At 67.0% G+C, this 11,328-nt stretch carries 11 protein-coding genes; 9 read left to right on the top strand and 2 right to left on the bottom strand.

Features of this window, described 5'->3' with window-relative positions:
- From C0461_RS11170 to C0461_RS11155, 4 genes are all read left to right on the top strand, one after another.
- Nucleotides 1-1,052: MBOAT family O-acyltransferase (locus C0461_RS11170; RefSeq protein WP_292106900.1), on the top strand; the 1,052-nt coding region annotated here is incomplete at its 5' end.
- 15 nt (nt 1,053-1,067) lie between these two features.
- Complete coding sequence (locus tag C0461_RS11165; RefSeq protein ID WP_292106897.1) at nt 1,068-1,592, top strand: hypothetical protein; 525 nt, start codon at nt 1,068-1,070, stop codon at nt 1,590-1,592.
- Nucleotides 1,593-1,649: 57 nt separating this feature from the next.
- Complete coding sequence (locus C0461_RS11160; protein WP_292106896.1) at nt 1,650-2,213, top strand: lipocalin family protein; 564 nt, start codon at nt 1,650-1,652, stop codon at nt 2,211-2,213.
- Nucleotides 2,214-2,310: 97 nt separating this feature from the next.
- Nucleotides 2,311-4,770, top strand: coding sequence for a prolyl oligopeptidase family serine peptidase (locus tag C0461_RS11155; RefSeq protein ID WP_292106893.1), 2,460 nt, complete (start codon nt 2,311-2,313; stop codon nt 4,768-4,770).
- Nucleotides 4,771-4,823: 53 nt separating this feature from the next.
- Here the strand turns inward: C0461_RS11155 and C0461_RS11150 are convergent, their stop codons facing one another.
- Both C0461_RS11150 and C0461_RS11145 read right to left on the bottom strand, forming a co-directional pair.
- Nucleotides 4,824-5,876: an OmpA family protein gene (locus C0461_RS11150; protein ID WP_292106891.1), complete on the bottom strand. Its 1,053-nt coding sequence runs from the start codon at nt 5,874-5,876 to the stop codon at nt 4,824-4,826.
- A gap of 8 nt (nt 5,877-5,884) precedes the next feature.
- Nucleotides 5,885-6,241 carry a hypothetical protein gene (locus C0461_RS11145; protein ID WP_292106888.1) on the bottom strand — a complete coding sequence of 119 codons (357 nt, stop codon included), beginning with the start codon at nt 6,239-6,241 and terminating at the stop codon, nt 5,885-5,887.
- A gap of 392 nt (nt 6,242-6,633) precedes the next feature.
- Here C0461_RS11145 and C0461_RS11140 point away from each other — a divergent pair, with 392 nt between their 5' ends.
- The 5 genes from C0461_RS11140 to C0461_RS11120 all read left to right on the top strand — a co-directional run.
- Nucleotides 6,634-7,908 (top strand): MFS transporter, encoded by a 1,275-nt coding sequence (locus C0461_RS11140; protein WP_292106885.1) that lies wholly within the window; start codon nt 6,634-6,636, stop codon nt 7,906-7,908.
- A 69-nt stretch (nt 7,909-7,977) separates the two neighbouring features.
- The gene (locus C0461_RS11135) at nt 7,978-8,964 is read left to right on the top strand and encodes a helix-turn-helix domain-containing protein (protein ID WP_292106884.1); all 987 of its coding nucleotides are present in this window, start codon (nt 7,978-7,980) and stop codon (nt 8,962-8,964) included.
- Nucleotides 8,965-9,488: 524 nt separating this feature from the next.
- Nucleotides 9,489-9,998, top strand: a complete 510-nt coding sequence (locus C0461_RS11130) for a helix-turn-helix transcriptional regulator (RefSeq protein WP_292106882.1) — start codon at nt 9,489-9,491, stop codon at nt 9,996-9,998.
- A 261-nt stretch (nt 9,999-10,259) separates the two neighbouring features.
- A complete protein-coding gene (locus tag C0461_RS11125; RefSeq protein ID WP_292106881.1) occupies nt 10,260-10,841 on the top strand; it encodes a hypothetical protein in 582 nt (193 codons plus the stop codon).
- A 254-nt stretch (nt 10,842-11,095) separates the two neighbouring features.
- Nucleotides 11,096-11,328 (top strand): hypothetical protein (locus C0461_RS11120; RefSeq protein WP_292106879.1); only part of this gene is annotated, 233 nt, incomplete at its 3' end.

The following is an 11,328-nucleotide window of genomic DNA, read 5'->3' as shown; positions in this document are numbered from 1 at the left end:
TGCTGCAGATCGTCCTGCCCATCGGCATCTCGTTCTTCACCTTCCAGGGCATCAGCTATGTGGTGGACGTGCACCGGGGCAAGACGCCGCCGGCGCGCTCGCTGGTGGACGTCATGCTGCTGATGTCCTTCTTCCCCCATCTGGTGGCCGGGCCCATCGTGCGGGCCTCGGACCTGCTGCCCCAGTTCGACCGGGTGCCGCGCCTGACCCGCGAGATGGCGGCCCTGGGCCTGCTGCTGATCGCCTGGGGGCTGTTCAAGAAGACGGTGATCGCCTCCGAGCTGGCCGTGCGGCTGGTGGACCCGGTGTTCTTCGATCCCTCGGCCTACGGGGCCCTGGACATCGCGGCGGCGACCTACGGCTATGCGGTGCAGATCTACTGCGACTTTTCGGCCTATTCGGACATGGCCATCGGGCTGGCGGCGCTGCTGGGCTATTCCTTCCCGCGCAATTTCGACCAGCCGTACCGCGCCGGGTCCCTGCAGCAGTTCTGGCGCCGCTGGCACATCAGCCTGTCCAGCTGGCTGAGGGACTATCTGTATGTGCCGCTGGGGGGCGGCCGTAAGGGGCTGGTCTCGTCCTGCATCAACATCATGATCACCATGCTGCTGGGCGGACTGTGGCACGGAGCGGCCTGGACCTTCATCGCCTGGGGCGCGCTGCACGGGGCGGTGCAGGCGGTGGAGCGGGTCTGGCGTCACTTCCGCGAAGGCAAGGCGGGGCTGCCCCACTGGCTGGGCGTCATCGTCACCTTCCACATCGTCTGCCTGGGCTGGATTCTGTTCCGGGCCGAGAGCTTCGACCTGGCCATGCAGATGCTTCAGGGCCTGACCCGCATGGCGCCCATGATGGTGCTGACGCCGTTCCTGCTGGCCCTGATCGTGGGCGGGATCGCCATGCACTGGCTGCCGCCGCGGGCGGTGGAGGGGCTGGCCGTGCGGGTCAGGGAGGCCCCGGCCATCACCATGGGCGTGCTCATCGGGATCATGATTCTGCTGGTGGAGGCCATGCGTCCCGAGGGCGTGGCCCCCTTCATCTATTTCCAGTTCTAGGCGTTGGTGCAACCGATGGACCCGAACGAGCCCAAAGACCCCGACGAGCCCGCCCCCTTCCCGGCCGGGGAGCACGATCCCTTTCCACCGCGCGGTCAGGAGCTGGCGCCGCAGGGCCAGACGTCCGCGCCCGCGGCCGGTCCCGAGCCGGATGAGCGCAACGACTGGATCGAATCCGCCGACCCGCACGATCTGCCCACGCGCGAGCCGCGCCTGATCGCCCTGGGCCGCTACGCCTTCCCGCCCGAGCCGCCGCTGGACGAGGAAGGCGAGGCCGCCCGCGATCGCCGCTGGACCAGCCGCAGCATCATCGTGGCCGGACTGTTCCTGCTGGTCTTCAACAGCGTTTCCATCCAGTCCTGGGCCCGGCAGCAGGAGCCGGGCTGGATCACCGCCACGGTCCAGCAACTGGCCGAGGTCTGGACCGCCCAGATCAGCCTGCTGGGCGCGGACCAGCCCCGCCAGGGCGTGCGTGAGGCCTACGAAACCGCCCGCGACCAACGCTTCCCGGGCCAGCCGGACGCGCCGCCGCCCACATGAAGCGACGCGGATCATGACAGCGATGGAACCGCACGACACCGCCTCCGTTGGGCGCTCATGATCAAGCGCCCTGTCTCCCTGATCGCGATCGTCGCCGCAGCCCTGGCCCTGGGCGCCTGCGCGACCCTTCAGCGCGGGCCGGTGGGCAACGAGGCCGTGCCCGAACCGGTCAGGTCCGTGGATCTGAACGCCTATCTCGGTCGCTGGTACGAGATCGGCCGCTATGAGGCCGGCTTTCAGCGAGGCTGCGAGGCCGCCACCGCTGACTACAGCCTGCGCGAAGACGGCCTGATCGGCGTGGTCAACACCTGTCGCCAGGGCGGCCTGGACGGTGAGCCCAGGTCTGTTGAAGGCAAGGCCAGGGTGGTCGAGGGCAGCGGGAACGCCAGGCTGAAGGTGTCGTTCTTCGGCCCGTTCTATTTCGGCAACTACTGGATCCTGGATCACGCCGAGGACTACTCATGGTCCATCGTGGGCGAGAGCTCGGGCCGGTACCTCTGGCTGCTCAGCCGGACGCCGCAACCGTCGGAGGCGGTGAGGGAGCAGATCAGGAGCCGCGCTCGCGAACTGGGTTACGACCTGTCGATCCTGCGGCCGACGCTCCAGCCGTCCGGAAACTGACCGGCGAGGCCGGCATCGTGCTGATCACAGCCTTGCGTGCTTGACCCCCGGCCCTGCCGCTCTAGCTTGGCGGCCTATTCGGTTCGGGAGTTCTCCAATGCATCACCGGTTCGCCACCGGCGCAGTTTGCGCCGCAGCCATCCTTGCGGTCGTCCTCGCGCCCGCCGCCATGGCCCAGGACGCTCCCGCCTACCGCATGCCCCCCGCGCCCATTGCCCAGATCCTGGACACGGACCCGGCGCCGGTCCCGAGCATCAGCCCCGACAGGGCGACCCTGGCCCTGCTGGGCCGGTCCAACCTGCCGTCCATCGCCGAGGTGGCCGAGGCGGACCTGCGTCTGGCCGGCTACCGCATAAATCCGCGCAACAACGGTCCGGCCAACAGCCGCACCGCCTGGCTGAACAGCCTGACGTTCCAGGACGTGGCCACGGGCGAACAGCGGGTGGTGGCCCTGGCCGAGGGCCAGCGGTTCATCGCCGGCGGCTGGTCGCCGGATTCCCGTTTCATGGCCTTTCTCGCCGACGCGCCCGAGGGGCTTGAGCTGTGGGTGGCGGAGGCCGCGACCGGACAGGCGCGCCGCCTGACCGGCCCGGTGATCAACGCCGCCTTCAACACCGCGCTGGACTGGACGCCCGACAGCGCCGCCGTTCTGGCGCGTCTGGTCCCGGAGGGCCGCGGCGCCGCGCCCAACGTCACCGCCGCCCCCACCGGCCCGGTGATCGAGGAGACCACCGGCCAGGCCGCGCCCAACCGCACCTATCAGGATCTGCTGTCCAATCCGGGTGACGAGCGCCTGTTCGATCACTATTTCACCAGCCGTCTGGCCCTGGTTCCGGTGGATGGATCGCCCGTCCGCATGGTCGGAGACACGGGCCTGATCGCCGGTGCGGCGATCTCGCCGGATGGACGCCACATCCTGCAGACGCGGCTCAAGCGGCCCTACAGCTACAACGTCCCAGCCCGACTGTTTCCCACTGAGGTCATTGTCACGGACCTCGGCGGAAACCTGATCCATCAGGCGGCTGACCTGCCCCTGCGCGACAATGTGCCGACCCCCTTCGACTCAGTGGCCGAGGGGCCGCGCTCGGTGGAATGGCGCGCCGACGCCCCCGCCACCCTGGTCTGGGCCGAGGCGCAGGACGGGGGCGACTCCCGCCGCGAGGCGGCGGTGCGCGACCGGGTCTTCATCCAGGCTGCGCCCTTCGACGCGCCGCCCCGTGTGCTGATCGATCTGAACGCACGGTACGCGGGCGTGGACTGGGGCCGGGACGACCTGGCCATGGTCTCGACCCGCTGGTTCAACACGCGCCATGAGACCCGCTGGCTGGTGGACCCCTCCAGTCCGGGGCAGGGGCGCCTGCTGCTGGAGCGCAACTATCAGGACCGCTACAACGACCCCGGCTCGCCCATGACGCGCCCGACGCCCGAGGGCTTCCGCGTCATGCACATGACGCCGGACGGTCAGGGCGTGTTCACCACCGGCGCCGGCGCCACGCGCGAAGGCGCCTTCCCGTTCCTGGGCCGCATGGATCTGGCCTCGGGCGAGACCGAGCGGCTGTGGACCTCGTCACAGACCCACTACGAGACGATCGCGGGCCTGCTGGACGAGGACGGCCGGGTGCTGCTGACCCGGCGCGAGAGCCTGACCGAGCCGCCGAACCTGTATGTACGCGATCTGGACAGCGCGGAGCCCCGCGCCATCACCGCCTTCCCCGATCCCGCGCCCCAGCTGGCCGGGGCCACCCGCGAGACCATCGCCTATACCCGCGCCGACGGGGTGCAGCTGTCGGGCACGCTCTATCTGCCCGCCGGGTACGACAAGGACCGGGACGGCCCGCTGCCGCTGCTGATGTGGGCCTATCCGGCCGAGTTCACCGACGCCGCCGTGGCCGGTCAGGTGGTGGACACGGGCAACCGCTTCGTGCGGCCGGGCGGCTCCAGCCACCTGTTCCTGCTGACCCAGGGCTACGCCATCCTGGACAACCCCTCCATGCCCATCGTCGGCGTGGACGGGGCCGAACCCAACGACACCTATGTGGAGCAGCTGGTGGCCAGCGCCCAGGCAGCGGTGGATGCGGTGGTGGCGCGCGGCGTGGCCGATCGCGACCGCATCGCCGTGGGCGGGCACAGCTACGGCGCCTTCATGACCGCCAACCTGCTGGCCCATTCGGACCTGTTCCGGGCGGGCATCGCCCGGTCAGGCGCCTACAACCGCACCCTGACGCCCTTCGGCTTCCAGGCCGAGCAGCGCACCTACTGGGAGGCGCCGGAGACCTACAACGTCATGAGCCCCTTCATGCACGCCAACCGGGTCAATGAGCCGATCCTGCTGATCCACGGGGCGGACGATTCCAACTCGGGCACCTTCCCGGTCCAGACCGAGCGCTTCTATGCGGCGCTGAAGGGTCACGGCGCGGTCGCCCGTTATGTGGTGCTGCCCGCCGAGGACCACGGCTACCGCGCCCGGGAATCGGTGATGCACACCCTGTGGGAGATGACCGACTGGCTGAACCGCTACGTGCGCGACGCTGGCCCCGCCGCCCAGGGCGGGCGCTGAGGCGAACCGCGCCGACGTCTTGGGGCGACAGCGCCAGGCGCAGGGGAAGGCGCTCAGGAAACCGGATCGAGGCGGGACTGTCCGTCGGTCGCGCGGGGGGGCTGGGCCGCCGTGCCGCCGGGAACGATGACCTCCACGCGGCGGTTGCGCTGATGGCCGGCCTCGTCGTCGGGGGCGGCGTCGGGCGCCACGGGCCGGGTTGCGCCAAAGCCCTCGGTGCTGAGCCGGTCCCGCGACACGCCTCTTTCGCCCAGGAAGTCGGCCACAGCTTCGGCGCGGCGTTCCGACAAGGACTGATTGTAGTCCGCGGTCCCGCGGGAGTCGGTGTGGCCTTCGATCCGGATTTCCGCGTCGTCCACACCGGCGAGCAACTCCGCCAGGCGTTCCAGGGTATTGCGAGCTTCGGGGCGGATGGTGGCGCGATCGAAATCGAACGTCACGTCGCCCTCCAGGGAAACCACGGTGCCGCGTTCCGTCTCTACCGCTCCGAGCTCAGTCTTCAACGCCTCCACGACCCGGAGTTCGCTGGCGCTGCGTCCGCCCGCGCCGAGGCTCGAACCCTCGCCGGTGAACGGACGCAGGACCGATCTCGGAACGGCCCTCATGTTGGTCAGGGCTGAAACCTCCGCCACCGTCCGTGCGCCAAAGGCCCCGCCAAGCGGCAGCCGCACCTCCATTCGGGGCGCTTCGCTGTGAATGTTGTCGGACGATCCCCGCTCGTTGAGCACCAGAACGACGTCTCCACCGCGCGGCGGAGCTCCAGCCACAGCCAGGACACCGTCCAGCGTCTGGCCTGCCGGGATGCTCAATCGTTCATTGGTTGCGGGGGGAATGATCAGCAGCTTCTCGCCGCTGTCGGTCAGCAGGTAGGAGGACTCGTCGCCGCTGATCAGGTTCACGGACCTGTCCCGGCCGTTGATGATGCGGACAGAAACCTGCGTGGCGTCCCTTCCCACCTCAACCGACAGAACCTGCAGAACGACCCCCGAGGGGTGGATCACCTGGGCGCCGAGATCTCCGCCTGGCCCGTCACCGCCCTCACCGCCGCCACAAGCCGCCAGCACGGCTGAAGCCGCCAGGGCCGCGCCGATCCGGCGTACGCGCACGGGGGGGATCACGAGGCGCCTTCGGAGGCCGCCGAACCCAGGCTCGCCAGAGGCAGATCGATCCGGAACCCGGGCGTACGCGTGTAACGATTGTCGGTCTGACTGTTCTCGTTCAGCACCAGAACCGCGCTGGACGACTGCGGCAGGCGCCCGAGGAAGACAAGTTCGCCCTCCATGCTCTGCCCGGGCTGTATGGCCAGACGGGTGTTGCCGGCCGGTGGCGAGATGTAGATGCGCTCGCCGCTCTCCACGACGATGTAGCCCTGGCGGTTGTTGAACCGGTTGAGCTGGATTTCGTTGTCCGCGCCGTTGAGGATGCGCACCCCCACGACCGTATCCACCTCTCGCGACTGGAGCGATGTCACCTGCAACACTACCCCGTTCGGGTGGGCGACCTGAATATCCAGAGGGACGGCTTGCCCCCCTCGCCAGAGAGAGCCGGATTGCCCGGGCGCCGGGGCCGCGGTCGTTGCGGCGGGTTCGGACCCTGCCGGAGCCTGGTCTGCGACAACCGGCTCTTCCCGTCCGCACCCCGCGAGAACCAGAACGGCGACGGCGATCGAGACACCCGCACCAGACCGAACCAGGGACATGGCTACTTCTCCTGCCGGCGACGTCCTCATGCGCCGCAGGATTCAAACTCGGAAAAGCTGGAACGGTTCAGTGGCGGCCGAAGCCAATCCTCGCGAAACACGCTGACGGACGGCGAAGGCGGTGTTAGACGGCCTGCCCCGAATGAAACCTGGAAAGCAGCGCCTTGAGCAGTGTCGGCAACGATCGTGGCGCGCAGCTCGGCTTCAGCGGCGCCTTGCTGATCGCGATCTGCCATTTCACAGCTTATGTGGACCGCGCCATACCCGCTGTCTTTGCCCCAGCCTTGAGGGCGGAGTTCTCCTTAACCGACACCCAGATCGGACTCCTGCAGGGCCCGGCGTTCGTGGTCACCTACGCGATGGTGCTGCTGATTGTCGGGACGAGCCACAACCGTTTGCCGTTGGCGCCGGTGGCCGCCCTCTGCATGCTGGGCTGGACCGTAGCCTGTCTTGTTTTTGCGCTGGCCGCAGACATTGAAACGCTGATGGCCTCGCGCCTCATGTTGGGCTTCGCCCAGGCGGCGTTCGGTCCGACGGCCCTGGTTATACTTGCTGCATCCTCTCCACAGGATCGGCTGGGACGATCCACCGCGCTGTTCACCGCCGGCTCGGCGACGGGCCGGAGCGGGGCCCTGATCATAGGCGGCGGACTGCTTGCGGCTCTGACGGGTGCCGGCTGGTTCAGCGGGCTTGAGCCCTGGCGGATGGCCGTCATTCTGATGACGCTGCCTAATCTGGTTCTCGCGTGGTTGTTGTGGCGCAGGATCAGGGCGACCGCGTCTCCCGCGCCCAGGCGACGGGGCTTGCGCGCGGCCATTCGCCATATCGCGACCATGCCTGCGCTGGCGCTGCACGTGGGGGCGGGGGTGGCGGTGATCCTGTTGATTCAGGCGGGTGCGGGGTGGGCGCCGTCGGTCTTGAACCGCAGTCTTCAGCTGACGCCCGCGACGAGCGCCTGGACCGTCGGTCTTGTGGTGCTTGTCGCGGCGCCGACAGGGCACCTTGCCGCCGGGAGATGGCTGGACCGCCAGGTCGCGATGGGGAAATCGATTGCGCCCGGGATGGTGTGGGGCGCCGCGCTCGCCATCTGCGGGGCGGCGTTGATGGCCACAGGCGATCAGATCGTTCTGGTCCTGGCCGGTCTTTTCCTCCTGACGGCGGGAGGCGGCGCGGCGGCCCTTACCGCCCTTGGCGGCCTTGCGCCTGTCACAACGTCGGGGATGCATGGCTCTGTCGTCAGCGTCTATCTGGCCGCCTGCGCCTTGCTGGGAACGGGGCTGGGGCCGGTGCTCACGGGTGTGCTCAGCGACACCTTGTTTCCCCATGCTGGAGGACTGGCCAGTGCGCTGTTCCTGACCATCGCCATAGCCGGCGCCGCGGCCATCCTGTTGAGTCTCGCTGGAGCGGCTGGATGGCGCCGGCTCGCGGCGGAGCGCTGAGACCCGCCGCGAGCCGGCTCCGTCGACGAGTTGCCAAGCGTCGAGTAACGGTGCCACTGTAGCGCCAACATGTCGGAAAATTTCAGCTTTTCCAGCGACGGCCTTCCCGAGGCCGAGGGCTTTCGCCGCTATGCCGAATTGTACGGGCATGGCGCGGACGTAAGCCGGGGCGACGGCGCCTTTCATGCGCGCGTGAAGGCCTGGAGACTCCACGGCCTCATCATCTATGACCGGACCCTATCGGGCGTCGTTCATTCGCGTTCGGATCGGGTTGCACGGGATGGCTTCACCCATTTCGTGATCAGCCTTGTGCTGGAAGGCCGGGTCACGGGCGGCGCGGCCAGCGGTTTCGATGTGGCCGAGGCAGGGGATGTCTTCATCGCCGACACCCGTCGGGCCACGCGCACCGAGGCGCATGATGTCCGCATGATCACCATCAGCGTCGCCCGGTCCGTGGTGGAGGCGGCGCTGGGTTCGGCCAATGGGCTGCACGGCCGACTGCTGCACGCGCCGGCGAATCTGATCCTGGCGGACTACCTCGTCTCGCTTGCGCGGCGGGCCCCGACCCTGGAGGCAGGCGCCTTGCCCGGTCTCGGCCGGGCCCTGATCGAGATCCTGGGCTCGGTTCAAACCTCTCCTCGGCGTTTGACCGCGCAGCGCCAGCGTCAGACCTTCTCCCGCCGCGAATTGGTGGAGCAGCACATCGACGCCAGTCTGGCCGACCCGCATCTTTCCGTGGACAGCGTTGCAGCCGACACAGGCATTTCACGGTCCGCCCTGTATCGCCTGTTTGAGCAGCATGGCGGCGTGGCCAGACAGATCCGGAAGCGGCGACTGGCCGCCCTCCGCTCGGCCCTGGATCGTCGCGACGCGGCCCTGCCGGAGGTGCTGGCCCGCCGCTACGGCTTCGACGACGAACGCCAGATGGAGCGGCTCTTCCTGGAGGAGTTCGGGCAGAGTGCGTCCGGGTATCGCCAGGCTGTCGCGGCGGTAGAGGCGGGAGAGCCGGAGGATAGCCGCCTCCGTTGGCGGACCTGGCTCAGCGAAGTCACCTAGAAACCGAGGCGTTCCAAATATGGGACGTCGCCTTCGGCCAAACCCTGATACCCGACGGCATCAATGCTTGTGCCCATGCGGCCAGGCCTTGATCGTTCATCAGTTCCGGTCCCGGCCTCGCCGACGACCTTTGTGGCGTATTTCATGGTTGCGTTGGCTCAGAGAAGCGTCCCGATCACATGGAGCGGGATCGGATTGATCCCGGATGCTGCCGTTTTTCACGGTCACGGCCACAGCGAGCCGCTGGGCGCCACCTTTTATGGTTGTTCTCGCGCCCAGTTCGCGGAAGGCGTGAAAATCGCCCAACCATACCCAAAAATGGGGATTTGCGGCGAGGTCCGTATAGCTAGATTGAATTAACTATAAATTGAAGTTCAATCCTAGTGGCATATGTATCGCCCGTCGGCGAAAGCAGTAGTCCGGCTTCAAATGGCTCTACTGGGCCCGCCCTGCGCAATTGGCCCGATGAATACGATCGACCGCTTCTGAAGTGGAGTGTGTCTCGTTCTCATGCGTTGTTCGTAGTGACGCCTGCGCTGAAGCTTCTCGACCTGAACCTGGCGGGTGACGCCCTCTCCAGATCCGACAGCGAGATTCAGATTGCAGGCGGGCATTTTGCTTTCTCGGACAAGGCGCGCACCGGGAGCCTGCGCGCCTTTCTCGCGAGTGAAAGCTTCGGGGCGGCGGGGTGGTCCTACCGGCGTGCCTGCGGAAGCATCGTCGTCATCCATGTTGAGTGGCTGCCTCCGGCTCTCGGGGACGCCGGAGATCCTCCGGTCGCACTGACTTTCCAGCCCGCGGACCTGTCCGAGAGATATGTATGGGCCGATTTCGCCCCATACTTCGACATCACGCGATCAGAAGCCGCGATCGTCAAGAGGTTGATCGGAGGCCAGACGCCCCTTGCGGTGGCCGAAGCGCTGAATGTGTCAATCGAGACGGTCCGAACCCATATCCGGCGCATCTACAACAAACTGGGCGTCAGCAGTCGAGAGCAGTTGTTCGCGACGATCGCCTTGTTCCGGATCGGCTGAGTCGCAGCCGTCCGCCCGCGAGCGGAATAAAAATTTCCCTTAAATTTCAATAAGAAAATGGTGAATTTTCGCCTTCTTATCGGCAAATTAACCACGCTTGTTCGCCCGCCAGTTGAATACACCGCCGCTACTCAAAAATGGGGACGCCCACGTTTCTGCGGACAACTAAGTTCCGGTTAAGAAAGCGTTAAGCTTTCAACTTGCCGGGGCGCGGTCATTTAAGCCGCCGCCAGAATCCGGTCTCGAGGGTGGCGGACAAACATGAAATTGCTGACCAGAACTAGCCGCCAGCCAGGGCGGGCGGCTGCGGTTGCGGCAAGTCTCGGAATCATGGCGGTGGCCGCCGGCGCCGGCGCCGGCGCCGCCGAGCCTGTCGCTCCCGGGGCCTCAACGTTTTCGAGGGTCGACGTCGTCCTCGCCGGGAGCATCAGCGCCCGCTGCAACGTGTCCGGCGGAGGTGACATCGACTTCGGCGAACTGGTTGGAAACCAGACCGCGAGGGCCCGGGTGGCCCTGGACTGCAACGTGCCCTTCGACCTGAGTTTTCAGTCCGCCCGGGGAGGCCTCGCCCATGCGGCGCTGCCCGCCGGGGAGGGGCCGTATGCCGGGACGCTGGACTACACCCTGGACGTCAGTGTGCCGGTGGTCGGTCCACGCAGATCCACGCTTCATGGACGGTACGAAAGCCGCTCGCTCATGTCCCGCAAGACGCTTGGAAGCGGCGACGCCATCGCGGCCGGCCACGCGCAGATAGAGATCCGCACCGGTACGCCCCTGGGGGCGGGCCTGCTCGCGGGTCGCTACTCGGAGACCCTGACCATAACCGTTGCTTCCCGCCTGTGAGCTCGTAGGGGAGGCTGTCGCCAGCCGAGTACAGGGCAAAACAAGTTCAAGAAATGATCCTGCGCAATGCCTATTGCGAGAATCAAATAGTGTAAGTGTGCGCAATAACTAAGTTAAATATCGAGCAAAGATAGATAATGACGTTATTTTATCTTGACTCGATGACTTAACAAGCCCTTAACGGCCGGCGAGAACGGGGGGGAGAATCCAATCGTTCGACGCGCCTGACCGCAACCAAATCTACGGAGATCAACATGAAACTCGTTTCGCTTCTCGCCGGCGTCGCCGCCGTCGCTCTCACCGCCGGGGCCGCTTCGGCCCAGGACATTCACCAGGGCCAATCGTCGCTGACCGGCGCCCTGACCATGAACGGCAACAATGGCGGCTTCCTGGGCCCCATCCTGAACATTCCGGCCAACCTGAACCTGGCCAACGCCCAGAACGGCGGCTCGCTGGTGTCCTCGTGGCACGCGGTTGGCAACGCCGT

The sequence above is a fragment of the Brevundimonas sp. genome (assembly GCF_013823285.1).
Taxonomy (GTDB): Bacteria; Pseudomonadota; Alphaproteobacteria; order Caulobacterales; family Caulobacteraceae; genus Brevundimonas.
This window is presented reverse-complemented; position numbering and strand designations above follow the sequence as displayed.

What these genes read in the sequence shown, in the direction of transcription:
- C0461_RS11135 (WP_292106884.1), top strand. Translation starts at nt 7,978, where the DNA reads ATGTCGGAAAATTTCAGCTTTTCCAGCGACGGCCTTCCCGAGGCCGAG.
- C0461_RS11160 (WP_292106896.1), top strand. Translation starts at nt 1,650, where the DNA reads ATGATCAAGCGCCCTGTCTCCCTGATCGCGATCGTCGCCGCAGCCCTG.
- C0461_RS11165 (WP_292106897.1), top strand. Translation starts at nt 1,068, where the DNA reads ATGGACCCGAACGAGCCCAAAGACCCCGACGAGCCCGCCCCCTTCCCG.
- C0461_RS11155 (WP_292106893.1), top strand. Translation starts at nt 2,311, where the DNA reads ATGCATCACCGGTTCGCCACCGGCGCAGTTTGCGCCGCAGCCATCCTT.
- C0461_RS11125 (WP_292106881.1), top strand. Translation starts at nt 10,260, where the DNA reads ATGAAATTGCTGACCAGAACTAGCCGCCAGCCAGGGCGGGCGGCTGCG.